Here is a 25,953-nt window from a genome sequence, read left to right as displayed (position 1 = left end):
TGTTGCAGGGCTTAGTCCTGCGGGATGACTCGCAGACCCAGCTCCATCAACTGATCCGACTGAGGCTCGCTTGGCGCGTTCATCATCAGGTCTTCGGCACGCTGGTTCATCGGGAAGAGGATCACCTCGCGGATGTTCGCCTCTTCTGCCAGCAACATGACGATCCGGTCGATACCGGCCGCACAACCACCGTGGGGCGGGGCACCGTATTGGAACGCGTTAACCATGCCGCCGAAGCGCTTCTCGACTTCGTCCTTGCCGTAGCCTGCGATCTCGAACGCCTTGAACATGATCTCTGGCTTGTGGTTCCGGATGGCACCGGACACCAGTTCGTAGCCGTTACACGCAAGGTCATACTGATAGCCAAGCACCTCAAGCGGGTCGCCCATCAGCGCGTCCATCCCGCCCTGCGGCATGGAGAACGGGTTGTGTTCAAAGTCGATTTTGCCGGATTCTTCGTCTTTCTCGTAGATCGGGAAATCGACGATCCAAGCAAAGGCGAAACGGTTTTCATCCGTCAGACCCAATTCGGCACCGATGACGTTACGGGCACGGCCCGCGACACCTTCGAAGGACTTGGGCTTGCCGCCAAGGAAGAACGCTGCATCGCCAACGTCCAGACCCAATTGCTGGCGGATCGCCTCGGTACGCTCTGGCCCGATGTTTTTGGCCAGCGGGCCCGCTGCTTCCATGCCCCCTTCGACCTCACCGGCTTTCAGCTTGGCTTGGGCTTCTTTCACCGTGATACCCAGTTCCTGCGCCACGCTGTCGGCGGTTTTCTCGCGCCAGAAGATATAGCCCATGCCGGGCAGCCCTTCTTTTTGCGCAAAGGCGTTCATGCGGTCGCAGAACTTGCGGCTGCCGCCTGTGGGCGCGGGAATGGCGCGGATTTCGGTGCCTTCCTGTTCCAGCAGTTTGGCAAAGATCGCAAAGCCGGAGCCCGCGAAATGGTCGGACACGACCTGCATCTTGATCGGGTTACGCAGGTCGGGCTTGTCAGAGCCATACCACAGCGCCGCATCTTTATAAGAGATTTGCGGCCATTCCTGATCCACAGTCTTGCCGCCGCCGAATTCTTCGAAAATGCCGGTCAGCACAGGCTGGATGGTGTCGAACACGTCTTGCTGTTCGACAAAGGACATCTCGAGGTCGAGCTGGTAGAAATCGGTGGGGGACCGGTCCGCGCGCGGGTCTTCGTCGCGGAAACACGGCGCGATCTGGAAATACTTGTCAAAGCCGGACACCATCAGCAGCTGTTTGAACTGCTGCGGGGCCTGCGGCAAAGCGTAGAACTTGCCCGGGTGCAGACGCGACGGCACGAGGAAGTCGCGCGCCCCTTCGGGGGAAGACGCGGTGATGATCGGCGTTTGGAATTCTTTGAAGTTCTGGTCCCACATGCGCTTGCGGATCGACGACACAACATCGGACCGCAGCACCATGTTGTCCTGCATTTTCTCGCGACGCAGGTCGAGGTAGCGATAGCGCAGACGGGTTTCCTCGGGGTATTCCTGATCGCCAAAGACCTGCAAAGGCAGCTCTTTCGACGGGCCCAGCACTTCGATGTCGCGCACGAAAACTTCGATCTCGCCGGTGGGGATCTTGGTGTTGACCAGATCGGCGTCGCGGGCCTTTACCTCGCCATCGATGCGGATACACCATTCAGACCGCACCTTTTCCACCTCGGCAAAGACGGGGGAATCAGGGTCGCACAGCACTTGGGTCATGCCGTAATGGTCGCGCAGGTCGATAAACAGGATACCACCGTGGTCGCGCACACGGTGCACCCACCCGGACAGGCGAACCTTGTCGCCAACGTTTTCCTTGCTCAGATCGGCGCATGTATGGCTGCGATATGCGTGCATGACGGGTCCCTTTCGAGGGCTAGAATTGTTCGGGGCAGGTACACCGTTTGGGGCCGCGGAAGTCAAGAGTTTCCCGTAAAAACGGCACAAACCGCGGGTAAAACCCCCGCGTCAAACCATAGGGCTGACAATAGATGGGCCGCCTGCTCCTCCCAAAGCAGACGGCCCTTCCCGCGCGACGTTGATGATCCTGTTACAGGACCAATACATCAAGCGGCGGAAACCCGTTAAAGCCGACCGAACTGTACGAGCTGGTGTAAGCGCCGCAGTTCTTGATCAAGATTTTGTCACCGTCCCTTAGGTCAAGTGGAAGGTCAACCGGATTCTTTTCATAAAGCACATCAGCACTGTCACAAGATGGCCCCGCCAGCACGCAGGGGCCGACAGGCTTGCCGTCATGCGGGGTCACGAATTCATAGCGGATCGCCTCGCCCTCGGTTTCGGCCAGACCGGAAAAACGCCCGATATCCAGATACACCCACCGGCGCGCCGCCTCTGCCGATTTGCGCGACACCAGCAACACTTCGGCCGCGATATGCCCTGCCTCTGCGACCATGCCGCGGCCCGGCTCTGCCATCAGGACCGGAATCTCGCCAAAGCGTTCGTTGACAGCGGCAACGACTGCGGCGGCATAGCCGCGCGGCGCATCCACCGGATCACCGTGATAGGCAGGAAAACCGCCGCCGATGTTGAGCAGTTGCAGGTCGTGCCCTGCTTCTTTCGCGGCGTGCCATAGCGGGGCGACCTGATCCAGAACGGGGTGCCAGTATTCGGCGCGACGGGTTTGCGAACCGACGTGAAACGACAGGCCATAAGGCACGAGACCCACGGATTTGGTGTACTCCAGCAGGCTTGGCAGCAACGAGCCCGCGCAGCCGAACTTGCGGGTCAGCGGCCAGTCCGCCATGGAATTCTCGACGATCAGACGGATATAGACGCGCGCGCCGGGGGCGTGCTCTGCGATCTTGTCGAGCTCCGCCTCGCAGTCGGCGGCGAACATGGTCACCCCGATGGAATGGGCAAAGGCGATATCAACGCCGCGTTTGATGGTGTTGCCGAAAGAGATTTTCGCAGGATCCGCCCCTTGGGACAGACACAGCTCGATCTCCTGACGCGACGCCGCATCAAAGCCCGAGCCGCGTTCGACCAGCATACGAATGATCTCGGGGGCGGGGTTCGCCTTTACCGCATAGTGAATCCGCGCATCGCCCAGACCGGCTTGCAGCGCGTCGTATTGTACACCCACACGGGCGCGGCTGACGACAAGAGTCGGTTTGTCGAAGCTGTTGTTCCAGATGTAATCAGCCGCTTCGTCATAGTTCGATGCTGCGGATGTGTTCACGGTGGCGGTAGCTGTGGCGTTCATGGTCATCTCCAAAGAGCAAGGAAGGGCGGGAGTACCCTAACATGTCGTTTCAAGAGACGTTACCGTCGCTGCATAGGCGCGGGGTCAATCCGCGGACAGACGGACCGGCCAGAGGCGCGTGCGTTGGCGTCTGTAAGCGCGCATTTACGCTGTTTTCAGATTCGCGCAAGTGGCAAAATACTTGATACGACAATTCGTTTTTCAAGGCGGCACGCAAAGCGCTGCGTACCGGTGAGCAGTGACGGATCGGGGTTATTTTTCCCAATCCGTGCCGATGGCTTCGCGGTCCTTTTCGCGTTCTTCGGCTGCCATTTCCCGCACCTCCGCGCGCTCTTCGGCGTCGCTTTGTTCGGGCGTGGAATTCGACTGCGGCTCCCCTGTCAGGGCAAGCGAGAACAGGATCGGGAAGTGGTCGGACCCGATATTGGGCATACGCGACATACGGATCAGGCAGAATTCTGCATCATGGAACAGATGATCAAGCGGCCAGCGCATGACGGCAATACCCGCATGGAACGTGTTATAGAATCCACGTCCGACCCGTGGGTCCAGCAATCCCGATAGCCGCTGAAACCGGCGGGTGGTGGTGGACCAGGCCACGTCGTTCAGATCGCCTGTCACGATAGCGGGCAGATCGTCCTTACTGGCTTCGATGCCGACCAACGCGATCTCTCCGTCGCGGCCCTTGGTATCGTGATAGGGCACGGGGGGTTCGGGGTGCACGATATACAACCGCCACATCCGCCCCGACGGCATCGCGACCTTGGTCCGGATCGACGGCACATCATCAACCAGCAGGTCCCGCACCTGCGTCTCTGACACCTCCATCTTGGACATCATGACCACGCCATAGGAGTTGTCCTTGGGCACCTTCACCCAATGGGGGTACTGGCCTTTCAGCGCGTCATAAAGCGCATCGACCCAGTCGGGGTCCACCTCAAGCGCCGCGGCGATATCGGGGTCTTCGTTGCGTATCAGGTCGACCAATCGCTGATACTGGCGATTGGATTGTTTCACGTTTGACGCAAGGATGGTGACACGGTTTTCCGCGTCAGCGGCCTCTGCCTTTGTCGCATCCACCGATTGGCGCGGCCAGAGCGGCGTGAATTTCAGGATGTAGCCCGTGTGGATCGCCGCAATCACAGCAAGGATCGCCAGCGCCGGATTGCGATGGTCAGGTTCAAGAAACACCAGCGCCACGGCAGCCAGCGCAGCGGTCAACACAAACAGCTGCTCACGGGGGAATGCCATCCCCCGGATCGCGCCGTGCGGTATCTTGCTAAAGGGAAGCACGCTGATCGCGGCAATGAGTGCAACAACGCCCCAAAACAGCCCGAGTAATATCGTCGCCAGCATGCATGCCCCCTACGTCAAAAAAGGGGCGCAGAGCGGTTGCCCTGCACCCCTAGCCCAACACGAGGTTAAGCGGATTTGTTCCGAAGCCGCCAGATGGGCGGAACCGAATTATTTGTCGTCGTCTTCATCCGCGTCGGAACCGCCCTCGGGCAGCTTGAAGAAACTGTCGGCGTCAGAATAGTCGCCGTGGTCTTTTTCTTCGTCATCCGCAGGGTTGCCGGACAGGGTAAAGGTTTCCAGACCTTCGATAGAGGTCGGCATCTTCGGTTCCGCATCCATGCCAAGCGATTGTTCGGTGCTGACCAGACGGCGGCGTTCGTCATCGGTCATCAAGCCCCCTTCGGCCGCTTTCTTGGCAGCGGCTTTCTGAACGGCGGCGTCCAGTTCGGACTGTTTGCACAGGCCCAAAGCCACGGGATCGATCGGCTGGATGTTCGCAATGTTCCAGTGCGTCCGCTCGCGGATCGCCTGAATGGTTGGCTTGGTGGTGCCGACCAGCTTGCTGACCTGCCCGTCGGAGAGTTCGGGGTGGAACTTGACCAGCCAGTAGATCGACGCGGGGCGGTCCTGACGTTTGGACAGCGGCGTATAGCGCGGGCCGCGACGTTTCTCTTCGCCTTGGGCAGACGCGTTGAACTTGAGCTTGAGCTTGTGCAGCGGGCTTGCCTGCCCTTTTTCGATCTCTTCTTCGGTCAGCTGGTTGTTGGCAATCGGGTCAAAGCCCTTCACGCCTTGCGCCACGTCACCATCCGCGATGCCCTGCACTTCAAGCTCGTGCATTTCCACGAAATCCGCGATCTGTTTGAAGCTCAAGGTTGTGTTGTCCACCAGCCATACGGCAGTGGCGCGGGCCATAATCGGTTTTGCCATGTCGGTCTCTCCTTAAAACGCACTTTCCCCGTCGCCTGAAATAGGCTGTCCTGCGGGGCAGAACGGTTTCCATTGTGGGGGAACTTGAACGCCTTATACTCGGACCGGCAAAATAAGGAAAGACCCCAATGCGATTGCTGATCCTGTGCCTGTGTCTGTTGCTGGCCCCGATGCCCCGCCCCGCGGCGGCTAAGGGCGAAATTGCCGGAGAATTCGACTATTACGTGCTGGCGCTCAGCTGGTCGCCCAACTGGTGCGCACTGGAAGGCGATGCGCGCGATTCCGCGCAATGCGACGCGCGCCACGATCACGGCTGGATCATGCACGGGCTTTGGCCGCAGCTGCATCGGGGGTTTCCCTCCTACTGCCGCACCGCCGAACGGCCCCCCAACCGTGGCATGACCGCCGCCATGGCTGACATTATGGGAACGCCCGGTCTGGCGTGGCATCAATGGAAGAAACACGGCAGTTGTACCGGCCTGCCCGCCGCCGGATATTTCGATCTTTCGCGTCAGGCTTATGATGCCGTGACCCGCCCCGCTGTGTTTCGCAAGATCACGGGCGACATCCGCCTGCCCGCCTCTGTGGTGGAGGAAGCGTTTTTGAAAGCGAACCCGACAATGGAGGCCGATGGCGTCACCGTCACCTGCAAAAGCGGCTACATTCAAGAAGTGCGTCTATGCCTGTCAAAAACGCTGGAGCCGGTGCCTTGCGGGCGCGACGTGATCAAGGATTGCAAGCTGGACGACGCGCTGTTTACCCCGATCAGATAAACCCCGCGCTACGTGCAATCATTGCGGCGTCGGTGCGGTTGCGGGCGTCCAGCTTGCGGCACAGCGTTTTGACGTGCAGCTTGATCGTGACCTCTTGCAACTCTAGATCGCGGGCGATTTCCTTGTTCGATTTCGCCTCCATCAAGCCGCGCAGAACCTGACGCTCCCGCTCTGACAGGGCCTTTTCAAAGTCGGTTTCTTAGGGATCGTCCTTGCCAGACATAAAGTTGACGGGCGCGTAAATCTCGCCCGCGGCCATAAAGCGGACCGCGTTGACCAGTGATTTCGCGGGCAACGTCTTGGGCAGGAAACCGATCGCGCCCATGGCCAGCGCCTGTTCCGCGATCAACCGCGTTGCCGTGCCCGAAATCAGACCGACAGGCTTTTCCTCGTTGGCTTTCATGACCTTAGGCAGCGCCTCAAGCCCCTTCATGCCAGGCATCGTATAGTCGAGCAGGACCAGATCAAACGGCCCCTCTGCCTCTATCTTGGCCATCGCTTCGGGCAGGTCGCTTGCTGCAACCGTCTCTGTCTCGCCATCGGCGTCCAGAAACATTGCAATCGTTTCGCGGACCATATCGTGATCGTCCGCAATCAGTATCCGTAATGCCATAAGTTCTTTCCTTCCCTCGCCACCACCTCAATGCTGCTTAAGTAGTCGTAGACCAACTTATGGGCGAATAATAGCACACATGAGGATAGGATAACTGTGTCGAATTTTTGGCGACTATACCTTCGTATAGTAAGAATACCCTTAATCTCAGTCGCTCTCCAAACGGCGTTAACCTAAGGTTGATGTACAAACACAGGGGAAGGATACCGAGTTATGACGTTTCAAGCTTTTACCAAAACAATCACCGCCGCGTTGTGCGGTGCCGCATTGGCCACTGCTGTTAGCGCACAAGAAGATGCCGTTCTGACCGTCACGGCAGGCGACATGGAACACACATATACGATGGAGCAGCTGAAAGAACTGCCGTCGTCCAGCTTCGAGACCGAAACCATCTGGACCGAAGGCGCGCAGACCTTTCAGGGCGTATCGCTCAAGGATCTGATGGACACGCTGGACGTGTCCGAAGGTATGATCGAAGCAACCGCGATCAACGACTATGCGATCGAAATCCCGATGGAGGATGCGGTGTCCGACGGGCCGATCATCGCCTATGCCAACAACGACAAAGAGATGTCGCGCCGCGGGAAAGGTCCGCTATGGATTGTCTATCCCTATGACAGCGACGTAAAGTACCAGACAGAGACGATCTATAGCCGTTCTATCTGGCAGTTGAACCGGCTGGCGATCAAGTAACCGCAAGGCATGTTCACCATGGCCGATTTGATGCAGCACGGCCCACAGCGCAGCAGGGTAAGATACGTTCTTGCCCTGGCGCTGATGGTCGGCATCCTGCTTGCCGGCTACCTGGCGTTCAACGTCTGGGACCGCGTGCGCGCCCTTGGCAGCGCGCAGCAGGACCATGCCGAATGGGTGTTCTCGCAGCTTGAAATCGACTTTCTCAAACTGGATGGTGCCGTTGAACAGGCGCGGTCGGGTGCCGAAAACGATCTGGACAATCTGCGCAAACGGTTCGACATCTTCTACAGCCGCACCGAAGTCGCGGAACGGGTGCAGCAAAGCGGCGACCTGACCCGCGAAATCCAACAAATCCAAGCGGTTCTGGACACACAGATCCCCCTGATCGACGGCAGCGATGAGGCGCTCGCCGCAGGTGTGCCCGCCCTATCGGAAGCGCTGGCCACGGTCGGGGATATGCCGCGCAGCATCGGGCTTGCCTCCATCTCCTTTGCCGCCAAAGCCGCCGAGGCAGAGCGCAAAGAGATCGCGCAGCTGATCGAGATCTTGCTGGTGATCGTGGTGACCGTGACCATTGCGCTGCTGGGGGCCATCCTCCGGCTGTCGCGCCAGACGATCACGCTCAACCGTGCCTCGCGCGAGGTCGAACGCAACCACTCGCAGCTTGAAACCATGCTACGCGCCTCGCTTGATGCGGTGATGGTGCTGTCGGTGGACGGCGAGATTATCGATTTCAACGGCTCTGCCGAAGAGGTCTTTAGCATCTCGCGCGATCACGCGCTTGGGCGCAGCTACATCGAACTGCTGGTCCCCCCTAAACTGCGCCATCGCCAACGGGATAACCTTGCTCATTTCAACGAGACCGGCAAAACGCGGCTGGCCGAAACCGGCCGTCACGAGACAGAGATGATCGACGGCACGGGCCGCATCTTCCCTGTCGAACTTTCGGTGTCGCTGGCGCGGTCAAACGACGCGCCGGTTTTCGTCACCTATATCCGCGACATCACCGACAAGCTGCAAAAAGAGCAGGAGATCATCCGCGCCCGCGACGAGGCACTGGACGCCTATCAGGAAAAATCGCGTTTCTTCGCGATGATGAGCCACGAGATGCGCACCCCGCTGAACGGCATCCTCTCTGCCATCCACTTGCTGCATGACGACAAGCTGGACGCCGAACAGCGCAAATATGTCGAAGCAGCACTGAAATCCGGTGACATCCTGCTGGGCCATATCGACGACGTGTTGGCCATCGAACGCAGCGAGGCCGAAACCAATGATCACGAATTGCAAGCCAGCGATATGGTCGCGCTGACCGCCGGCATGGTCAACACCATGACTCCACTGGCCAAAACGTCGGACACGCGCCTGCATCTGGATCAGGACGGGCTGACCGACACACCCATCCTGACGGACCCGCTCGCGATGCAGCAGATTCTGGTCAACCTCATCAGCAACGCGATCAAATTTAGCCCCGACGACGATATCGTGCTCAGCGCGACCTATGACATGGAAACGGCCAATGCGCCGATGCTGCATATCGAAGTGGCAGACAATGGCCCCGGTATCCCGCCGGATGACCTTAAACGCATCTTCGAGGATTACGTATCGCTCGACAGCCGCTACGAGCGGCGCACGGGGGGCACCGGTCTGGGGCTGGGGATCGTGCGGCGGCTGGTGCACCGTCTGGGCGGCACGATCACCTGCGTCTCGGAGGTTGGCAAAGGCGCGCGGTTTATCGTGCGACTGCCCGCAGACTTCGTGCAGACAGAAGCCCCGCAGCCCGTCGCCCAACCGCAGCTTGATACCGAAGACACCCCCGCGATGAACCTGCTGGTCGTCGACGATAACGAGATCAACCGCGATCTGCTTAAGGCAATGCTCGGCCGTCTGGGTCACGAAGTCACCCTTGCCAGCAGCGGCCCAGAAGGCATTGATCGTGCGGCGGAACAGCCGTTTGACGCGATCCTGATGGATATTTCGATGCCGGGGATGAGCGGGCTACAGGCCACGCAGGTGATCCTTCAAGGGGGCGGGCCCAATGCCAATACCCCGATCATGGCCGTGACCGCCCACGCCCTGCCCAACGAACGCGCGGCCTTTACCGCGGGCGGGATGACCGGCTTTCTGCAAAAACCCATCAACACGCGCCGTCTGAAAACCGCGCTAAGCGAGCTTGTGATGCCCGCCGCTGACGGTGCCTCTGGTGCGGCTGAAGTTACGCACGCCGAGCCGCAGCATCCGGTGTTGAACGCCAATCAGGTGAACGAATTGTTCGAACTGCTTGGTCCTGAAAAGCTTGCCGATCGCATTGGCAATCTGCGCCAACGTGTAGAGGGGCAATTGCCGCCCCTGGCCTCTGCCGAGGACCGCGACGATCTGCAACGCAAGACCCACGACCTTGCCGGGTTGTGCGGGATGTTCGGCGCAGAGCGTATGCACGCGCTGCTCGCCACCATCGAACAGGACTGCAAACAGGGCGACGTGGATAAAGCCCGTGATCAGGTCGCCAAAGTGCCTGCGGCATGGGCCGAAACCCTAGATGCGTGGGAGGCGCGCCTGTCGGCGTAACGCCCCCTGAACGACAAAGGGCACCCTGATATCAGAGCGCCCCTTGCCACATCTCAGTACCCGCCGCTTAGGCGTTGGCGTCAACCTTCAACACGATCTTGCCGATATGGCCGCTTGTTTCCATGCGGGCGTGCGCCTCGCTCGCGTCCTCGAACGCGTATTCGCTGTCCATCACCGGTGCGATTTTGCCCGCGTCCAGCAGTGGCCAGACCTTCTCGCGCAGCTCTTCGGCGATCTTGGCCTTGGCCAGATCGCTTTGCGGACGCAGGGTGCTGCCGGTCATCGTCAGACGGCGTGTCATCAGCGTGGCAAAGTTTACCTCTACCTTCGGTCCGCTAAGGAAAGCGATCTGCACAAGACGGCCGTCTTCGGCCAGCGCTTGCAGGTTGCGCGGAATGTAGTCGCCGCCGACCATATCAAGGATCAGGTCTGCCCCGCCCTCGGCTTTCAGCACATCAACGAAATCCGAGTCACGGTAGTTGATCGCGGCCTCGGCCCCGAGTTTGGCGCAGGCGTCGCATTTGCTGTCGGTCCCTGCCGTGGCAAAAACCCGTGCGCCGAATTCGCGCGCCAGCTGGATCGCTGTCGTCCCGATGCCCGACGACCCGCCATGCACCAAGAACCGTTCGCCCGCTTTCAGGCCACCGCGCATGAACACGTTGGACCAGACGGTAAAGAATGTCTCGGGCAAGCAGGCGGCTTCCTTCATGTCCATGCCCTTGGGCACCGGCAGACAATGGGCCGCAGGCGTCGCGACATATTCCGCATATCCGCCACCGGGCAGCAGCGCACAGACCTTATCGCCGACAGCCAGACCGCTGACGCCCTCGCCCACGGCGGACACCACGCCCGAGGCTTCAAGCCCGGGCAGATCGCTGGCAGTGGGGGGCGGCGCATACATGCCCGCGCGTTGCAGCGCATCGGGGCGGTTCACACCGGCATAGGCCACTTTGATCACTACTTGCCCATGGGCGGGCTGTGGCATGGGGCGGTCGGTGGGTTGCAGCACTTCGGGCCCGCCGGCCTTGGTGATCTCTATCGCGCGCATGGTTTCTGTCATCGACTACGTCTCCTCCGTAAATCTGTGTTGCCGCACCATAGGCACGGTTTTCCGCACACACAATGCGAACTGACAGGCGTCAGGTCGCGGAGGGTCTCACGTCAAAGCCCGCCACGGGCACGCAGGGCCTCGGCCACATGTTCGGCGTCGTCAATCGCCAGCACGGTAAACGGGATGATCATCCGCCAGCCGACCCGCTTGGTGGAACGCGCGCGCCATGACTGCGCCAGCAACTGACCCTTTTGCGCCAGAACGGGAGTAAAGCGGATGACGAGTGCGATGCCCAGTTCGATCGCGCGGGTCTGGATGCCAAGGCGGCGCAGCGGCGTGGTCAGCCATGTCACCACAGCCACCATCTGTGCCAGCTTGGTCGTCATGGTCACCAGATTCGCCAGCGCCACCGCTGTCATCATCCGCAGTGTCACGGTCGCGCCCGCCATGATGTCATGGGTCACGATATGCCATACCATGATCAGCACAACGAAGGGCAGCAGCACCCGCAAGCGCGACAGCCCCACCTTGAAAAAGCGCCACCCCGGCAGCGCATAGAACAGCAGGGTCACCGCCAAGGCCGCCGCCTGAAGCGCGGGATGGGTCAGGCTGAATAACCCCATCGTCGCCACGCAAAGCGCTGCCAGCTTTGCACCCGCAGGCCAACCGTGGGCCCGGGTCTCAACCGGGGAGGTGAGTGAAATCATCGCTTTCCCCGATCTCTTGCATCTTTGCCACGAAGGCTTGGGTCACCTGAGGCACCGCGCCGTCCTGCACGATCTGACCCTGATCAATCCAGATCATCCGGTCGTAGGTCGCCAGATGCGCGGGGTCATGGGTGATGTGCACCAAATGCGCCTCTACGGCGTGCAGCACGCGCGTGAGATGCATCATCGTCGGGATATCAAGCCCCGCAAAAGGTTCATCGAGGATGATCAGACGCGGCTGCATGGCAAGGATCGACATCAGACAGACCAGCTGCCGCTGCCCCTGCGATAGTTGATGGATTGCCGCATTCGCCCAATGGCTGCGGTTAAAGCGCGCGAGGATATCCGCCGTTCTCTCTGCCGCCTCTTTTGGGGAGTGTTTCAGCTGGGTCAGGCCAAAGCTGATCTCCTCCTCCACCGTGGGGAAGATGATCTGGTGATCGGGGTTCTGGAACAGGATACCGACCTGCCGCAGCGCCGCCTTGCGGTCCTTGACCACATCCACCCCGTTGATCCGCAGCTTGCCCGACGACGGGGTCACCAGCCCCGCCAGCACCCGCGCCAGAGATGTCTTACCCGACCCGTTACGCCCGACGATACCAATCCGCCGTTCGGATGCCTGCAGTGTCACATCACATAGCACCGAGGTTCCTTCGGGGGTGTAGGAAACCTTGTCCAGATCAATCAGAAACGGGTGCATATGCGTGAATACCAATAAGCCGCGCCCGCGCCGGATGCGGACGCCGCAGCACCTAGCAGGTCTGGTCTGGCGAGGAAAGCCAGCCTAGGGACGCGGGCTGCCCCAGCTGCCGGGAAGATCACTGCGGCTCAGGCGAGAGGGGGCTTTTACGTGGGAAAGCAACCAGTTGGGGCCAGCCATCAACATGCTGAGCGTCGGGCTGCTGTTCACCTGCGCCTTGACCTTTTCGATCTGCATCACATTCTCGATCCGCCGATCAAGGAAGGCCCATGTCTCTGCGTGGCCCTCGCTGGTGTCGCCCAGCCAGAACAACACGGTCGAGGAATAGACCGCGCTCAGCGTGGCCCGTTTGGTGTACCAGTTCACGTCTTCGGACGTATCCCCCAAGGTAGTCCATATGGCATCCGCCGTCCCCCAGACCAGTTTGGCCCCCTCAGGAGCGTATTGCGGCAAAGCAAATAGGGTTGTCCCACGACGTACTGCCTCTTTGTCCGTGGCGGCTTCAAGACGGAAGCGGACCATAGCGGCAACCTTGGCCGAGAATTTCATCTCGGTCATATCTTCGGCCTTCATCCGGGCGATCATCTGCTGATCGCCCCGCTTGTGATAGGCGACGGCCAGATCAACGGCACCGCGCGGACAGACAGCACGCGCGACGGTCGGGTCCATGCCAGTATCGCTGACCGCAGCCTTGAACGTCGCCTCTGACCAGCCGTCAAACGCGACATGCATCAGCGCGGCATCCAGCAGTTGTTCTTTCGGTGTCTGGGATGTGTTCGTCATAGCGGCCTCCTGAAGGGGTGATTGGCTTTGCTCTAGACAATATAGGTTTCGGTTGCTATATGGCCAGTTCCTGCAAATCCTTGCAACTTCAAACTAGAAAGGTGGTGAAAACCACATGCAGGTTAGTGTTCGCGATAACAACGTCGATCAAGCGCTGCGCGCCCTGAAGAAAAAACTTCAGCGCGAGGGTGTGTTTCGTGAAATGAAGCTTAAGCAGCATTTCGAGAAACCTTCCGAGAAAAAAGCACGCGAGAAAGCAGAAGCGATCCGCCGTAGCCGCAAACTGGCACGGAAGAAATTGCAGCGCGAAGGCATGATGTAAATCATCCAAGCGACGCATACGAATACGAACCCCCGTTACCTTTCGGTGCCGGGGGTTTTCTTTTGTCTGCCGCTGCGCGCGTGGTGACGCATGGGTACAGTAGACAGGACCCGACGGCAGAGCGTATCGCAAAGCGGCCAAAGACAGGACAGAGCATGACCCAGCCCACCTACCCCAGCGTTGCCCCGATCCACCGGCGGGCTGATCTAATCGTCCACCTTGTGGGGCTTGCGCTGATTCTTGGGGCTGGCGGCGCGTTGGTGATGAAATCGGCCACATCGCTGCAAACGGCGGTGACGGTCGCGGTGGTGGTCTATGTGCTTTGCGCACTGGCATCGAACCTTGCATCCTGCGCCTACCACTTCGCGCCGTGGCATGACGCGCGCAAATTGATGCGGCGGATTGATCATGCGGCGATCTATCCCAGTATCGCGGGCACGTTTACGCCGTTCTTCGTGCAGGCAGGCACGACATGGACGATCACGCTGCTTTGTGTGTCATGGGGGCTGGCGCTTGTGGCGATGTATAAAAAGATCACCGACCCGCAGGTTCAGGGCAAGTGGTCCACCGCATCCTATCTGGGGCTGGGCGCCATTGGCCTTTGCGCACTGCCGGACCTGACAGGGGTGCCGCTGGCAACACTCTGGTGCATTCTCGGCGGGGCATTTGCCTATGTGATCGGCGTCGGCTTTTACGTGCGCCGGGCCATGCGCTTTCGCTATGCGACATGGCACGCTTGGGTCAATATCGGCGGCATCGCGATGTTCGCAGGTATCTGGATGGCGCTGTTTCCGTCTGCGATTTAACCGACTGGCAGCGCTGTGGTGTTGCACACCGTGCGCAGCGCAAAGCTGGATTGCATCTGCCCCACACCGGGCAACCGCGCCAGATGCTGGCGATGGATGCGGGCGAAATCCTCGGTATTTTCGGCCACGACCTTAAGCAGGTAATCCGCGGCCCCCGCCATCAGGTGACATTCCAGCACATCGGGAATACGCGCGACCGCTTTTTCAAAGGCGTCCAGCACCTCGTCCGCTTGGCCTTGTAGGGTGATCTCGACAAACACCGTCGTGGGGACGCCCATCTTGCGCGGGTTCAGCAGGGCGACGTAATCACGGATATACCCTTCGGCCTCCAGCCGCTGCACGCGCCGATGACAGGCCGACGGCGACAGATGTACCTTTTCAGATAGGTCAGAGTTCGACATCCGCCCATTGCGTTGAAGGGCAGTAAGGATGCGGCGATCGATGTCGTCTAGACTCATGTGGCGCAATACTTTCGCGTGAAATGACCAATATGCAGCAGAGTATTCGAAGAGCAAGGGGGATAACGGCCCATAATCCGTGCCCAATTGCGTATCGAGGGGCGTACCGTAATTCAAATGCACCCTCAATAGGATGAGCTCATGAAAATCGGTTGCCCCAAAGAAATCAAGCCACAGGAATTCCGCGTCGGCATGACCCCGAATGCCGCTTACGAGGCGGTGAACAAGGGACATGAGGTTGTTATCGAAGCAGGTGCCGGCATCGGCGCTGGTTTTGATGACGCCGCCTATACCGACGCAGGCGCGACGATCCTTGCCACCGCGCAAGAGGTCTTCGACAGCGCCGACATGATCGTCAAGGTCAAGGAACCCCAGGCGGTTGAACGCAAGATGCTGCGCGAAGGACAGATCCTGTTCACGTATCTGCACCTCGCCCCCGACCCCGAACAGACCAAGGATCTTCTGGCCTCCGGTGCGACTTGTATCGCCTATGAAACCGTCACCGACCGCAATGGCGGCTTGCCACTGCTTGCGCCAATGTCCGAAGTCGCCGGTCGTCTGGCCCCGCAGGTGGGCGCATGGACGCTGCAAAAAGCCAACGGTGGGCGCGGCGTGCTGATGGGCGGCGTTCCCGGCGTTGGTCCGGCGCGCGTGGTCGTCATCGGCGGCGGTGTTGTCGGCACACACGCCGCACGGATTGCCGCTGGTATGGGTGCGGATGTCACCGTGCTTGACCGGTCCCTGCCCCGTTTGCGCTATCTGGACGACATCTATGGTGGCGTATTCAACACTTCTTACGCCTCGGCGGGCAATACGATCGAACTGGCGCGCGAGGCCGATATGATCATCGGTGCCGTCCTGATCCCCGGTGCCGCCGCCCCCAAGCTGATCAGCCGCGCGCAACTGTCCGAGCTCAAGCCCGGCGCGGCGCTGGTGGACGTAGCGATTGACCAAGGTGGCTGCTTTGAAACCTCGAAAGCGACCACCCACCAAGACCCCGTATACGAAGTGGACGGCATTATGCACTACTGCGTTGCCAACATGCCCGGTGCCGTGGCGCGGACATCGACCATCGCGCTTGGCAACGCCACGATGCCGTTCATGCTGGCACTGGCGGATAAAGGCTGGAAGCAAGCCTGCGCCGACGATCCCCACCTCAAGGCAGGTCTGAACGTGCACGCAGGTCAACTGACCTACGCCGCCGTGGCCGAAGCGCTCGGGATGGAGGCGATCACCGCCGATCAGGCCATCGCCGGTTAACCACCCCCTACTCACCACGCAAAAGGCCCGCAGTGAACCTGCGGGCCTTTTCGTTTCACGCCGTTGAAACGCTTACTTCTTGGCAAGCTCGTCGCGAATTTGCAGCAGCACGTCCAACTGGCTGGGGCCGGTTGCCACTTCGGGGGCGACATCATCGGGGCGTTCGGCCAGCGATTTCAGCCGGTTGACGGATTTTACCAGCATGAACACCACAAAAGCGATGATCAGGAAGTTGATGCAGGCCGTGATGAACGCGCCATAGGCAAAGATCGCCGCGCCGGTTTCGCGCGCCGCGTCCAGACCGGTACCCGCAGGCACATCGCCGGACAACACTACATACATGCTGGTGAAATCAACGCCGCCAAGGACCAGACCGATCACAGGGTTGATCAGATCGCTGACCAGCGAGGTCACAATAGCCGTAAACGCCGCGCCGATAATGATACCGACTGCCAGGTCCATAACATTGCCCTTGGCAATGAAATCCTTGAATTCTTGAATCATGTCTGTCCCTCGTATGATTGAAAGCCGTGTCTGCTACGTCGCACGACATACTGCGCATGCGTTAGCACAAGTTTTCCAAATAACGATGGATTTTTGTCGGATAAGCACGGTTTTCCCCCTTACAGAGGCGAAAACCGCGCAATCCGGTGCAAAGCTTGCTTACTCTGGCAGGGTGCCCGTCAGCACATAGCGCAGGATTTGCACGACCTGCGCGGGCTCTTGGGCGACAGCCAAAGCTGCTGCGTCGACCTCTTTCAGCGCGTGCGCGTGGTCGGCCCCATGCAGGATTACCAGCGATTTACCCAGAGCCGCCGCATAGCCCGCATCAAAGGCCGCGTTCCACTGTTTGTACTTTTCGCCAAAACGCACGACGACGACATCCGCCTCTTCGATGCCCTTGCGGGTGCGGATCGCGTTCAGCTGTGCGCCCTTGCGGTCGTGCCAGAACTTGTTTTCCTCGGCCCCTAGAATCGCCACACCGCAGTCGTCGCTGGCCGCGTGGTCGGTGACAGGGCCGGTGAACACAACATCCAACCCTGCCGCGCCATCGATGATCTGATCGCGCCAGTCGGTGTGGATTTCACCCGACAGATATACATGCAGTGTCATACCGCCTCCGTTCGCTTTAGCCGCGCAGCACGCCGCCGCTGGCTTTGGTCACCTTGTCGATGACCTTGGCGCCAACCGCCTCGATATCCGCGTCTTTCAGTGTCTTGTCGCTTGGCTGCATCCGTACCGTGAGGGCGAGCGATTTTTTCCCCTCGCCCAAGGCACCGCCGATGAATTCGTCAAAGACGCGCACATCGTCGATCAGGGCCTTATCCGCCCCCATCGCTGCATTGACCAAGGTCAGCGCGTCAACATCGGCATCCACCACAAACGCAAAGTCACGTTCCACCGCTTGCAGCGCGCTGGTGTTCAGCGCGGGACGTGTGGAACCGGACTTGCGCGGCAAGGGCACCTCGGCTGGCCAGATGGTGAAGCCCATCGCGGGCCCTTTCACATCCAGTGCCGCCAGAACCCGCGGGTGAATTTCACCAAAGACGCCAAGCACTTTTTTCGGGCCAAGGCAGATCTGCCCGTGACGCCCGGGGTGGAACCAGTCAGCGCCATTGCGGTTGATCTGCACCTTTGCGGGGGCACCGATCGCGGACAGGACTGCCTCGATATCCGCTTTGACGTCGAACACATCGACCGGACGCGATGCGCCATGCACATCTTTGGGACCGGTGCTGCCGGTCAGCAGACCGCTGATCTGCAGATGCTGATCACCGGGCTCGCCACCGGTGAAGACGGGGCCGACCTCGAACAGCGCCATGTCAGGGAAGCCCCGCGCCTGATTGCGGGCCGCGGCCTGCAGCAAGGCAGGCAGCAGCGAGGGGCGCATGTGGCTCATGTCGTTGCTGATCGGGTTTTCCAGACGGGTGTCATCGGTGCCACCACCAAACAGCGCGGCAGACGCCTGATCGATAAAGCTGTAGGATACACATTCGTTGTAGCCCAAGGCGGCGCAGGCGCGGCGCGCGATGGACTCGCGGCGCTGCATCGGCGACAGGACGGGTTTGGGCACGCCGGTCGTCAGGCGCGGCAAGGGGCGCCCTTCAAGCTTGGTGAGTGACGCAATCCGCGCGACTTCCTCGACCAGATCGGCTTCGCCTTGCACATCGGGGCGCCAGCTTGGGACATGCGCCATGTCGCCTTCCAGACGGAAGCCAAGCGCTGTCAGCGTCTTGCGCTGCTCGCTTTCCGAGATGGTCATCCCCACCAACGATTGCACGCGGGCGGCGTCCAGCTTGTAGGCGCGGGAATAGTCCGGCACCTTGCCCGCGACGACAACCTCGGACGCCTCGCCGCCGGCGATGTCCAGGATCATCTGGGTCGCATGTTCGATGGCATAGGGCGTCCATTCGGGGTCGATCCCCCGTTCAAAGCGATAGCGCGCGTCCGAGTTGATCTTGAGCCCGCGGCCCGTGTAGGCGGTGCGCACCGGATCGAAATAGGCCGCTTCGACAAAGACATTCACCGTGTCCATGGAACAGCCGCTTTCCGCGCCGCCCATCACACCCGCGATGCTTTCGACCTTTTCATCGTCCGAAATCAGGGTCATGCCTTCGCTGAAGGTATATTCCTTGTCGTCCAGCCCCATCAGGGTCTCGCCACCCTTGGCGCGGTGGATGCGCAGGCTGTTGCCCGCGACCTTATCCGCGTCGAACACGTGCAAAGGACGGTTGCGGTCATAGGTGAAGAAGTTCGTCACATCGACGAGGAACGAGATCGGGCGCAGGCCAATAGCGCGCAGCTTGTCCTGCAACCATGCCGGCGACGGGCCGTTTTTGACGCCGCGGATCACACGACCGTAGAAAACCGGACATTGGTCCAGCGTGTCTTCGTCGATCGAAACAGAGATCGGGCACGGAAACTGCCCCTCGACCGCGGGCACATCGCGCTGTTTCAGCGTGCCCAGACCACGGGCAGCCAGATCACGCGCGATCCCGCGCACACCCAAGGCATCGGGTCGGTTGGGGGTGATCGCGATCTCGATCACGGGGTCGACCTTGGCGGGGTCGTTTTCCGCCAGCCAGTCGATGAAACGGTCGCCGACGTTGCCCGAGGGCAGTTCAATGATACCGTCATGTTCTTCGGACAGCTCAAGCTCGCGCTCTGACGCCATCATGCCAAAGCTTTCGACGCCACGGATCTTGCCAACGCCGATGGTGGTATCGATGCCCGGCACATAGACGCCCGGCTTTGCCACAACCACGGTGATGCCCTGACGCGCGTTCGGCGCACCGCAGATGATCTGCTGGACGCCTTCGTCGGTATCCACCTGACAGATCTGCAAACGATCCGCGTCGGGGTGCTTTTCTGCCGATTGCACATAGCCCAGCGTAAAATCCGCCAGCTTCGCGCCACGGTCTTCGACGCCTTCGACCTCGAGCCCCAGATCGGTCAGCGCATAGGTGATTTCATCGATCGACGCGGTGGTGTCGAGATGTTCCTTCAGCCAGGACAGTGTGAATTTCATGGCGGTGATCCTCATGCAATGCTTGCGCTAGGGCGTAGCGTTTAATCGGCGCGGTTTCAATGCGGTGCGGCCGCGTTTTGCGCCTAGCCCGGTGTTTTGGGCATCAACCCGTCCAGCTGGTAGCCAAGCCATCCGGTCGGGATGAAATGTCCGCCGGTGTGGATGTCCAGCGTCACGCTGCGGTCGCCGGCGCAATTGTCCCAAGCGAAATGCGCGAACTCTACCCCAGGGGCGATGGTCAGCGCACCGTCCAGCCGGCCCTTGCCGCAGCGGAACGCCTTGCGCCAGAGGGCGACGACATTGGTGGTGTCATGTTCGGGCCCGCGCGGCAGGCTCATCCACAGGTCGTTGAGCCCATGCACATGGCGGACCTGACGCGGCGGGTTGGCGCAGGTACTGGCCTGTTTGATCGTGCCCGACATGGTCATCAGCCCCGCGATCCGGTCGCCGCGCGCGCAGGCATAGCGCCACGCCATCGCCGCGCCAAAGCTGAACCCCGAGATATAGATCTGGCTTTGATCCACCGGATAGCGTTTCGCCACATCCGCGAGCACCGCATCAGCAAAGGCGATATCCGCAGGGTCATCCTGCCAGAACCGCCACGCCCGATGCTGCGCCGACGGGGCCACCAGCATCACACCACGCGGCTTTGTTTCAGACCCGATGCGCGGATGGTTGATCACGGTACGCCCGCGCCGCAGGAAAGCGTGGAAATGCATCATGACAGGTAGAGGCGTCACGCCATCCCAATCGTCGGGCATCAGGATGTTGTAGCTGCGGTCACCAATTTTGCAGACGGTATCCCCGCCGCAGGGCGGGAGGGTTTGGGCGGCGGCGGGGGAAGCGGACACGGCGCAGGCCAGCATCGCGGCCTGTACAAGTGCTTTTGGCCGCGCGGTCAGCGCGTGGAGAAAGGCAGCTAGGCTCACAGGTTTCTCTAATCCTCAAGCCGATGCGCGAGATCGTCCACATCGCCCATGCGATAAAGCTTGATCTCGCGGATCAGACGCAGGGTTGGTTTGGCAGCAAACAGCAGCGACCCGATCAGAAACATCCATGTGCCCGGCGTAAGCCAAGCGTCGCTAAAGAACATAATCGACCCGACGATAAAGCAAAACGCGGCCATGAAATCGACAACCGTATGGGCCAGCTCGAACCGCGCATAAAGCCTGCGGTGCGCCTCGGATTGGTCCCGACGTTCATTGCGAAATATTTTCATCGGGCCCTGCCCTTATTTGCCGGACAAGCGGCGCGGTGCCCTACGACGGACACCGCGACGATCAATTAGCGGCTCAAACCACCATGCAGCGTCGGCTGGTCCAAGCTCGCGAAGCCATAGTGGCGCAGCCAGCGCAGGTCTGAATCAAAGAATGCCCGCAAATCAGGAATGCCGTATTTCAGCATCGCGATGCGGTCGATGCCCATGCCGAAGGCAAAGCCCTGCCATTCGTTAGGGTCAATCCCGCCCGCTTGCAGCACCTTCGGGTGGACCATGCCGGAGCCCAGCACCTCCATCCAGCCATCGCCTTCGCCGATGCGCAGCTGGCCGTCGACCCACGAACACTGGATATCGACCTCTGCCGACGGCTCGGTGAAGGGGAAATGCGAGGCGCGGAAGCGGGTCTTGATGCCCTCGACCTCGAAGAACGCGCTAAAGAATTCCTCGAGCGTCCATTTCAGGTTCGCCATAGAGATGTCTTTGTCGATCGCCAGACCTTCGACCTGATGGAACATCGGTGTGTGGGTCTGGTCATAGTCGGCACGGTACACGCCACCGGGGCAGATGATGCGCAAGGGCGCGCCTTCGGCCTCCATCGTGCGGATCTGCACGGGGCTGGTGTGGGTGCGCAGCACGTGGGGCGGACGGTCGTCGCCCTCGGCACGGGCCATATAAAACGTATCCATCTCGGCGCGCGCGGGGTGGTGGCCGGGGATGTTCAGCGCGTCGAAGTTATACCAATCGGTGTCGATGCGCGGGCCTTCGGCGACCGAAAACCCCAGCTCGGCGAAGATCGCGGTCACTTCCTCGGTCACCTGGCTGACGGGGTGGATCGTGCCCTGACGCGTCGCCCGCGTGGGCAATGTCACGTCCAGCCATTCGCTGCGCAGACGTTCATCAAGCGCCGCATCCCCAAGCGCCGCTTTCTTCGCGGCAATGGCGGAGTTGATCTCGTCCTTGAGCGCGTTTAGCGCGGGGCCGACTGTCTGGCGTTCTTCGGGCGTCATACGGCCCAGCTCGCGCATCTTCAGGGCGACTTCGCCCTTTTTGCCCACGGCGGCCAGACGGATGTCCTCCAACGCGGCTTCGTCGGCGGCACCAGCGATCTGGCCCAGATATTTCGCTTTCAGGTCGTCCATATCGGCCTCATGTCTTTTGCTCGGGCTGGTGCTAGCAGAATTGGGCCCGAATACAAGCGGCAGGGCCATTTGAAGCGGGGCTTGTGATGCTGAAACCGCGGGCACATAGTGGCGCAAACCATCAAGGGGGTGCCGCGCGTGGCAGAGATTTTACAACCCGACGGCAACCCGTCCCTGCCCCGACCTGTCACACGGCCCTGGCTGGCGCTGCTTGGCCTGACGCTGGGGGTGACGGTCACCAACGGGTTCGCGCGCTTTGCCTACGGGCTGATCCTGCCCGCGATGAAGACCGAGCTGGACTGGACCTATGCGCAGGCGGGCTGGCTGAACACGGCGAATGCAATCGGCTATATCATCGGCGCAGTGCTGACGCTGCTGCTGATCGGGCGCATCGCGCCTGCGCGGTTGTTCGGGTTCGGCATGGTGACCACGACGCTGACGCTGTTGGCGACGGGGTACGAGGCGACGATGGGCTGGCAGACCTTCTGGCGGATCGCGGCGGGGGTGTTCGGGGCGATGTCCTTTTCCACCGCAGGGGTGCTGACCGCGCGGCTGTTTCCGGGCGACGCGCGCCGCAATGCCCTGGCAATCGCGATCCTGTTCGGCGCGGGCGGCGGTATCGGGATCATGCTGGCAGGCGCGTCCCTGCCCCTGATGATAGAGCTCTGGGGCACCGGATCATGGCGCTATGGCTGGTATATCATCGGCGCGATCAGCGTGGCCTGCCTGCCCCTGTCCCTATGGGCCGCGGCGCGTTTGTCGGTGCCTGCGCAACGCAACACGGCGGCCGGCGGCATCAAGCTGCGCCTGATCTGGAGAGAGCTTGCAGGTTACGTCGGTTTTGCCATGGGCTATATCGTCTATCTGACGTTCCTGTCTGCGTGGATGACGGATCAACAGGCACCGGCGCTGCTGATCTCGGCGGTGTGGATCATCATGGGGGTGGCGCTGATCGCCTCGCCCTTCGTGTGGCGCGGGGTGCTGGCGCGACATGCTTCGGGCAAGCCCTTGGCGATGATCCTGACCGGCATCGCAGTTGGGTCGGCGCTGCCGCTCGTCCTGCCCGCGGGTGGGGCCGTGGTGATTTCAGCCGTGGTTTTCGGACTTTGCGTCTTCATGGCCCCCGGCGCGATCACCAGCTTTATCCGCCAGAACCTGCCTGCCGAAAGCTGGGCCGCTGCGATGAGCCTGTTCACCGTGGTCTTTGCCATCGCGCAGACCGCAGGCCCCTTCGCCGCCGGTGCCTTGGGCGACCTGACGGGCAATATCGGGTCCAGCCTGCTGGCTGCCGCTGCGATCCTGCTGACAGGGGCCGCTGTGGTGGTGTTTCAAAAACCGCTGCCGCAACAAGACCCCAGCTGATCACCGCACAAACGAAAAACGCCGCCCCGATGTCAGGGCGGCGTTCTAAAACTTTGGATCGGCAAAGGGCGCTTACGCGGCCAGTGCGTCTTGTGCTTGCTTCACGATGGCACCGAATGCTTCGGGTTCGTTGACGGCCAGGTCGGACAGAACCTTCCGGTCCACTTCGATACCAGCCAGGGACAGGCCGTTGATGAAGCGGCTGTATGTCAGTGCTTCGTCGTGGCTGCGCACAGCGGCGTTGATCCGCTGGATCCACAATGCGCGGAAGTTCCGCTTGCGGTTCTTACGGTCGCGCGTGGCGTATTGGTTGGCTTTGTCGACCGCCTGACGGGCGACCTTAAAGGTGTTCTTGCGGCGGCCATAGTAACCTTTGGCTGCTTTGATTACCTTTTTGTGACGGGCGTGGGTAACGACACCACCTTTTGTACGGGACATATCGGCTCTCCTATCTTAGCGGTCGTAGGGCATGAAGCCCTTGATGATCTTGGCGTCGGGTGCAGACAAAGCTGTTGTCCCACGCGCGTCACGGATGAATTTTTTCGTCCGTTTGATCATACCATGCTGTTTGCCAGCCTGACCGCCGATGACCTTGCCGGTCGCCGAGATCTTAAAGCGCTTCTTGGCGCTCGATTTCGTCTTCATCTTGGGCATTTCCGTCTCCTTAACTTGAGTTCGGTAAGTGCGCGACTCGGCATGCCACGAAGGCCGGACGCGCGGAACGAAGCTGGCGTATAGGAGGGACAGGGGCCCAAAGCAAGGGCAAAAGCGCGAAACGCCTGCGCTTACCAGAACTTGTAGCGCGCAATCACATGCAAAACAGCGTCTGGCACGTCTTCCAACGCGTAGCCGCCCGGATGGGTGTTGATGGCATAGACGATCATCCCGCCCGCGATCAGCACCGTCAAGGCCGACGCGCGCGGCGCACGGCCATCAGAGAAGGCCGACACGACAGAGGGGATAGAAAGCACAGCAAGGGCAAGACCAATCACCAAAATCAGATCAGTATCCATTATTCCTGCCCTTGCTCGATATATTCTTATTACCTGACCAGAGGTTATTCCGGATCGGTATTAAAAATCAATCGTTCGTCGCAGGGCGCGACGCGCAGGATATTTGTGCTGCCCTCGACGTTGAAAGGCACGCCTGCGGTGACGACGATCATATCTTCCGGCCCGGCATAGCCTTCGTCACGGGCAACGCGTGCGGCGCTGACCACGGCCATCTTGAAGCGTTCCAGCGTGCCGGTCTGAACGCAATTGACGCCCCAGGTGAGCGCCAGACGGCGCGCGGTCTTGACCAGGGGCGTCAACGCGATGATCGGCACCCGAGGACGTTCGCGCGCAGTCAACAGCGCCGTGGTCCCGCTTTGGGTAAAGCAGCAGATTGCCTTGATGTTCGCGGTTTCCGCAATCTCGCGTGCGGCGGCAACGATACCGTCCGCCACGGTCATGCGGTCAACCTTGCGCGACGATTCGATAATCTGGGTGTAGGTCGGGTCCTGCTCTACCTCGGTGGCCACGTTATCCATCGTGCGCACCGCCTCGACCGGATAGGCACCAGCCGCGGATTCCGCTGACAACATCACCGCATCGGCCCCTTCATAAATGGCGGTCGCGACATCCGATACCTCGGCCCGGGTGGGGATCGGGCTTTCGATCATCGATTCCAGCATCTGCGTCGCTACGATCACCGGCTTTGCCGCCGCACGGCATTTGCGCACCAGTCGTTTCTGGATCGGCGGTACGTTCTGCACTGGCAGCTCAACCCCAAGATCACCGCGCGCGACCATGATACCGTCGCTCACCGCTAGGATGTCCTCGAACCGGTCCACCGCCGACGGCTTTTCGATCTTGCTGAGCAATGCGGCACGGCCCTTGGCCAGTTCTCGCGCCTCGGTCACGTCTTCGGGGCGCTGCACAAAGCTCAACGCCAGCCAGTCGACCCCCAGCTCGCACACGAATTCCAGATCGGCGCGGTCTTTTTCCGACAGGGCGGCCAGCGGCAGCACCACATCCGGCACGTTCACGCCCTTGCGGTTAGAGATCACGCCGCCGATCATCACTTCGCACTCAGCGAAATCGGGGCCGCATTCCTTGACCTTCAGACGGATCTTGCCGTCATTGACCAACAGCGATGCGCCCGGTTCAAGCGCCTGGAAAATCTCGGGGTGCGGCAGGCACACGCGGCGGGCGTTGCCCTCTGCCTCGTCCAGATCCAGCCGGAACGACGCGCCCTCGACCAGCAATTCGCTGTCCCCCGAAAAGACACCCACACGCAGCTTTGGTCCCTGAAGATCCGCGAGAATACCGATCGTGGATCCCGTTTCCTCTTCGATCTGGCGGATGATCTGGTGCTTGATCCGGATTTCGTCATGGCTGCCGTGGCTCATGTTCAACCGGAACACATCCGCGCCCGCGTGAAACAGTGCCGATATCGTCTCGTGCGTGTCCGAGGCCGGACCCAAGGTGGCAACTACTTTGACATTCCGCGTGCGTTTCATACTGGTGACG

26 protein-coding genes and 1 pseudogene are annotated in these 25,953 nt (G+C 60.7%); 7 read left to right on the top strand and 20 right to left on the bottom strand.

The features are described from left to right. Positions 1-11 precede the first annotated feature (11 nt). The 4 genes from aspS to GLP43_RS03840 form a co-directional block, all read right to left on the bottom strand. On the bottom strand, positions 12-1,862 hold the full coding sequence (aspS, locus tag GLP43_RS03855; protein ID WP_237278260.1) for an aspartate--tRNA ligase: 1,851 nt from the start codon (positions 1,860-1,862) through the stop codon (positions 12-14). Between the two features lie 193 nt (positions 1,863-2,055). Next, the gene (locus GLP43_RS03850; RefSeq protein ID WP_237278259.1) at positions 2,056-3,234 is read right to left on the bottom strand and encodes a type III PLP-dependent enzyme; all 1,179 of its coding nucleotides are present in this window, start codon (positions 3,232-3,234) and stop codon (positions 2,056-2,058) included. Positions 3,235-3,480: 246 nt separating this feature from the next. Then, complete coding sequence (locus GLP43_RS03845; RefSeq protein ID WP_237278258.1) at positions 3,481-4,584, bottom strand: endonuclease/exonuclease/phosphatase family protein; 1,104 nt, start codon at positions 4,582-4,584, stop codon at positions 3,481-3,483. A 108-nt stretch (positions 4,585-4,692) separates the two neighbouring features. Next, complete coding sequence (locus GLP43_RS03840; protein ID WP_237278257.1) at positions 4,693-5,454, bottom strand: DUF1013 domain-containing protein; 762 nt, start codon at positions 5,452-5,454, stop codon at positions 4,693-4,695. A gap of 128 nt (positions 5,455-5,582) precedes the next feature. Here GLP43_RS03840 and GLP43_RS03835 point away from each other — a divergent pair, with 128 nt between their 5' ends. Next, positions 5,583-6,227 (top strand): ribonuclease T2, encoded by a 645-nt coding sequence (locus tag GLP43_RS03835; RefSeq protein ID WP_237278256.1) that lies wholly within the window; start codon positions 5,583-5,585, stop codon positions 6,225-6,227. Here GLP43_RS03835 and GLP43_RS03830 read toward each other — a convergent pair. After that, positions 6,220-6,840: pseudogene (locus GLP43_RS03830) on the bottom strand (response regulator transcription factor). The gene GLP43_RS03835 and the pseudogene GLP43_RS03830 overlap by 8 nt on opposite strands. A gap of 213 nt (positions 6,841-7,053) precedes the next feature. Here GLP43_RS03830 and GLP43_RS03825 point away from each other — a divergent pair. Together GLP43_RS03825 and GLP43_RS03820 are read left to right on the top strand one after the other, a co-directional pair. Next, positions 7,054-7,533 carry a molybdopterin-dependent oxidoreductase gene (locus GLP43_RS03825; protein ID WP_237278255.1) on the top strand — a complete coding sequence of 160 codons (480 nt, stop codon included), beginning with the start codon at positions 7,054-7,056 and terminating at the stop codon, positions 7,531-7,533. 18 nt (positions 7,534-7,551) lie between these two features. Then, entirely contained in the window at positions 7,552-10,104 is a 2,553-nt protein-coding gene (locus GLP43_RS03820; protein ID WP_237278254.1) for a hybrid sensor histidine kinase/response regulator, read from the top strand. Between the two features lie 67 nt (positions 10,105-10,171). Here the strand turns inward: GLP43_RS03820 and GLP43_RS03815 are convergent, their stop codons facing one another. From GLP43_RS03815 to GLP43_RS03800, 4 genes are all read right to left on the bottom strand, one after another. After that, positions 10,172-11,164 carry an NAD(P)H-quinone oxidoreductase gene (locus tag GLP43_RS03815; RefSeq protein WP_037943108.1) on the bottom strand — a complete coding sequence of 331 codons (993 nt, stop codon included), beginning with the start codon at positions 11,162-11,164 and terminating at the stop codon, positions 10,172-10,174. Between the two features lie 101 nt (positions 11,165-11,265). After that, positions 11,266-11,862 carry an energy-coupling factor transporter transmembrane component T family protein gene (locus tag GLP43_RS03810; RefSeq protein WP_237278253.1) on the bottom strand — a complete coding sequence of 199 codons (597 nt, stop codon included), beginning with the start codon at positions 11,860-11,862 and terminating at the stop codon, positions 11,266-11,268. Next, positions 11,837-12,562, bottom strand: a complete 726-nt coding sequence (locus tag GLP43_RS03805) for an energy-coupling factor ABC transporter ATP-binding protein (protein WP_237278252.1) — start codon at positions 12,560-12,562, stop codon at positions 11,837-11,839. Before GLP43_RS03805 ends, GLP43_RS03810 begins: the two co-directional genes overlap by 26 nt. Positions 12,563-12,646: 84 nt before the next feature. Then, complete coding sequence (locus GLP43_RS03800; RefSeq protein ID WP_237278251.1) at positions 12,647-13,345, bottom strand: COQ9 family protein; 699 nt, start codon at positions 13,343-13,345, stop codon at positions 12,647-12,649. 115 nt (positions 13,346-13,460) lie between these two features. Here GLP43_RS03800 and rpsU point away from each other — a divergent pair, with 115 nt between their 5' ends. Further along, positions 13,461-13,667, top strand: coding sequence for a 30S ribosomal protein S21 (gene rpsU, locus GLP43_RS03795; protein ID WP_005851231.1), 207 nt, complete (start codon positions 13,461-13,463; stop codon positions 13,665-13,667). A gap of 155 nt (positions 13,668-13,822) precedes the next feature. Then, positions 13,823-14,473 carry a PAQR family membrane homeostasis protein TrhA gene (trhA, locus tag GLP43_RS03790; protein ID WP_237278250.1) on the top strand — a complete coding sequence of 217 codons (651 nt, stop codon included), beginning with the start codon at positions 13,823-13,825 and terminating at the stop codon, positions 14,471-14,473. Here the strand turns inward: trhA and GLP43_RS03785 are convergent. After that, the gene (locus GLP43_RS03785; RefSeq protein ID WP_005851227.1) at positions 14,470-14,931 is read right to left on the bottom strand and encodes an Lrp/AsnC family transcriptional regulator; all 462 of its coding nucleotides are present in this window, start codon (positions 14,929-14,931) and stop codon (positions 14,470-14,472) included. The two genes, trhA and GLP43_RS03785, sit on opposite strands and share 4 nt — an antisense overlap. 141 nt (positions 14,932-15,072) lie before the next feature. On the opposite strand from GLP43_RS03785, the gene ald reads away from it, so the two are divergent. Then, a complete protein-coding gene (ald, locus tag GLP43_RS03780; protein WP_132997517.1) occupies positions 15,073-16,191 on the top strand; it encodes an alanine dehydrogenase in 1,119 nt (372 codons plus the stop codon). A 72-nt stretch (positions 16,192-16,263) separates the two neighbouring features. Here the strand turns inward: ald and mscL are convergent, their stop codons facing one another. From mscL to pheS, 6 genes are all read right to left on the bottom strand, one after another. Continuing rightward, the gene (mscL, locus tag GLP43_RS03775) at positions 16,264-16,695 is read right to left on the bottom strand and encodes a large conductance mechanosensitive channel protein MscL (protein ID WP_005851224.1); all 432 of its coding nucleotides are present in this window, start codon (positions 16,693-16,695) and stop codon (positions 16,264-16,266) included. A 159-nt stretch (positions 16,696-16,854) separates the two neighbouring features. Then, the gene (locus GLP43_RS03770) at positions 16,855-17,304 is read right to left on the bottom strand and encodes a YtoQ family protein (RefSeq protein ID WP_237278249.1); all 450 of its coding nucleotides are present in this window, start codon (positions 17,302-17,304) and stop codon (positions 16,855-16,857) included. Positions 17,305-17,320: 16 nt separating this feature from the next. Continuing rightward, positions 17,321-19,720, bottom strand: a complete 2,400-nt coding sequence (pheT, locus tag GLP43_RS03765) for a phenylalanine--tRNA ligase subunit beta (RefSeq protein WP_237278248.1) — start codon at positions 19,718-19,720, stop codon at positions 17,321-17,323. Between the two features lie 83 nt (positions 19,721-19,803). After that, positions 19,804-20,649: an alpha/beta hydrolase family esterase gene (locus GLP43_RS03760; protein WP_237278247.1), complete on the bottom strand. Its 846-nt coding sequence runs from the start codon at positions 20,647-20,649 to the stop codon at positions 19,804-19,806. Between the two features lie 8 nt (positions 20,650-20,657). Next, the gene (locus GLP43_RS03755) at positions 20,658-20,939 is read right to left on the bottom strand and encodes a YrhK family protein (RefSeq protein WP_237278246.1); all 282 of its coding nucleotides are present in this window, start codon (positions 20,937-20,939) and stop codon (positions 20,658-20,660) included. A gap of 65 nt (positions 20,940-21,004) precedes the next feature. Then, positions 21,005-22,078: a phenylalanine--tRNA ligase subunit alpha gene (gene pheS / locus GLP43_RS03750; RefSeq protein WP_037954562.1), complete on the bottom strand. Its 1,074-nt coding sequence runs from the start codon at positions 22,076-22,078 to the stop codon at positions 21,005-21,007. Positions 22,079-22,216: 138 nt separating this feature from the next. Between pheS and GLP43_RS03745 the strand changes: the two genes are divergently transcribed. Then, on the top strand, positions 22,217-23,440 hold the full coding sequence (locus tag GLP43_RS03745; RefSeq protein WP_237278245.1) for a YbfB/YjiJ family MFS transporter: 1,224 nt from the start codon (positions 22,217-22,219) through the stop codon (positions 23,438-23,440). 72 nt (positions 23,441-23,512) lie between these two features. Here the strand turns inward: GLP43_RS03745 and rplT are convergent, their stop codons facing one another. The 4 genes from rplT to pyk all read right to left on the bottom strand — a co-directional run bounded on the left by rplT (position 23,513) and on the right by pyk (position 25,943). After that, positions 23,513-23,878: a 50S ribosomal protein L20 gene (rplT, locus tag GLP43_RS03740; protein WP_093731492.1), complete on the bottom strand. Its 366-nt coding sequence runs from the start codon at positions 23,876-23,878 to the stop codon at positions 23,513-23,515. Between the two features lie 15 nt (positions 23,879-23,893). After that, complete coding sequence (gene rpmI / locus GLP43_RS03735) at positions 23,894-24,094, bottom strand: 50S ribosomal protein L35 (protein ID WP_005851209.1); 201 nt, start codon at positions 24,092-24,094, stop codon at positions 23,894-23,896. A 131-nt stretch (positions 24,095-24,225) separates the two neighbouring features. Then, positions 24,226-24,453 (bottom strand): hypothetical protein, encoded by a 228-nt coding sequence (locus tag GLP43_RS03730; protein ID WP_005851207.1) that lies wholly within the window; start codon positions 24,451-24,453, stop codon positions 24,226-24,228. Positions 24,454-24,497: 44 nt separating this feature from the next. Then, positions 24,498-25,943 carry a pyruvate kinase gene (pyk, locus tag GLP43_RS03725; RefSeq protein ID WP_064216326.1) on the bottom strand — a complete coding sequence of 482 codons (1,446 nt, stop codon included), beginning with the start codon at positions 25,941-25,943 and terminating at the stop codon, positions 24,498-24,500. Positions 25,944-25,953: the final 10 nt, after the last annotated feature.

Source organism: Sulfitobacter sp. M39, assembly GCF_021735935.1.
Lineage (GTDB): Bacteria > Pseudomonadota > Alphaproteobacteria > Rhodobacterales > Rhodobacteraceae > Sulfitobacter.
Note: the sequence above shows the minus strand (reverse complement) of the source record. Positions and strands in the feature narration are given on the sequence as shown.

What these genes read in the sequence shown, in the direction of transcription:
- aspS (WP_237278260.1), bottom strand. Translation starts at nt 1,862, where the DNA reads ATGCACGCATATCGCAGCCATACATGCGCCGATCTGAGCAAGGAAAAC.
- GLP43_RS03850 (WP_237278259.1), bottom strand. Translation starts at nt 3,234, where the DNA reads ATGACCATGAACGCCACAGCTACCGCCACCGTGAACACATCCGCAGCA.
- GLP43_RS03845 (WP_237278258.1), bottom strand. Translation starts at nt 4,584, where the DNA reads ATGCTGGCGACGATATTACTCGGGCTGTTTTGGGGCGTTGTTGCACTC.
- GLP43_RS03840 (WP_237278257.1), bottom strand. Translation starts at nt 5,454, where the DNA reads ATGGCAAAACCGATTATGGCCCGCGCCACTGCCGTATGGCTGGTGGAC.
- GLP43_RS03835 (WP_237278256.1), top strand. Translation starts at nt 5,583, where the DNA reads ATGCGATTGCTGATCCTGTGCCTGTGTCTGTTGCTGGCCCCGATGCCC.
- GLP43_RS03825 (WP_237278255.1), top strand. Translation starts at nt 7,054, where the DNA reads ATGACGTTTCAAGCTTTTACCAAAACAATCACCGCCGCGTTGTGCGGT.
- GLP43_RS03820 (WP_237278254.1), top strand. Translation starts at nt 7,552, where the DNA reads ATGGCCGATTTGATGCAGCACGGCCCACAGCGCAGCAGGGTAAGATAC.
- GLP43_RS03815 (WP_037943108.1), bottom strand. Translation starts at nt 11,164, where the DNA reads ATGACAGAAACCATGCGCGCGATAGAGATCACCAAGGCCGGCGGGCCC.
- GLP43_RS03810 (WP_237278253.1), bottom strand. Translation starts at nt 11,862, where the DNA reads ATGATTTCACTCACCTCCCCGGTTGAGACCCGGGCCCACGGTTGGCCT.
- GLP43_RS03805 (WP_237278252.1), bottom strand. Translation starts at nt 12,562, where the DNA reads ATGCACCCGTTTCTGATTGATCTGGACAAGGTTTCCTACACCCCCGAA.
- GLP43_RS03800 (WP_237278251.1), bottom strand. Translation starts at nt 13,345, where the DNA reads ATGACGAACACATCCCAGACACCGAAAGAACAACTGCTGGATGCCGCG.
- rpsU (WP_005851231.1), top strand. Translation starts at nt 13,461, where the DNA reads ATGCAGGTTAGTGTTCGCGATAACAACGTCGATCAAGCGCTGCGCGCC.
- trhA (WP_237278250.1), top strand. Translation starts at nt 13,823, where the DNA reads ATGACCCAGCCCACCTACCCCAGCGTTGCCCCGATCCACCGGCGGGCT.
- GLP43_RS03785 (WP_005851227.1), bottom strand. Translation starts at nt 14,931, where the DNA reads ATGAGTCTAGACGACATCGATCGCCGCATCCTTACTGCCCTTCAACGC.
- ald (WP_132997517.1), top strand. Translation starts at nt 15,073, where the DNA reads ATGAAAATCGGTTGCCCCAAAGAAATCAAGCCACAGGAATTCCGCGTC.
- mscL (WP_005851224.1), bottom strand. Translation starts at nt 16,695, where the DNA reads ATGATTCAAGAATTCAAGGATTTCATTGCCAAGGGCAATGTTATGGAC.
- GLP43_RS03770 (WP_237278249.1), bottom strand. Translation starts at nt 17,304, where the DNA reads ATGACACTGCATGTATATCTGTCGGGTGAAATCCACACCGACTGGCGC.
- pheT (WP_237278248.1), bottom strand. Translation starts at nt 19,720, where the DNA reads ATGAAATTCACACTGTCCTGGCTGAAGGAACATCTCGACACCACCGCG.
- GLP43_RS03755 (WP_237278246.1), bottom strand. Translation starts at nt 20,939, where the DNA reads ATGAAAATATTTCGCAATGAACGTCGGGACCAATCCGAGGCGCACCGC.
- pheS (WP_037954562.1), bottom strand. Translation starts at nt 22,078, where the DNA reads ATGGACGACCTGAAAGCGAAATATCTGGGCCAGATCGCTGGTGCCGCC.
- rplT (WP_093731492.1), bottom strand. Translation starts at nt 23,878, where the DNA reads ATGTCCCGTACAAAAGGTGGTGTCGTTACCCACGCCCGTCACAAAAAG.
- rpmI (WP_005851209.1), bottom strand. Translation starts at nt 24,094, where the DNA reads ATGCCCAAGATGAAGACGAAATCGAGCGCCAAGAAGCGCTTTAAGATC.
- GLP43_RS03730 (WP_005851207.1), bottom strand. Translation starts at nt 24,453, where the DNA reads ATGGATACTGATCTGATTTTGGTGATTGGTCTTGCCCTTGCTGTGCTT.
- pyk (WP_064216326.1), bottom strand. Translation starts at nt 25,943, where the DNA reads ATGAAACGCACGCGGAATGTCAAAGTAGTTGCCACCTTGGGTCCGGCC.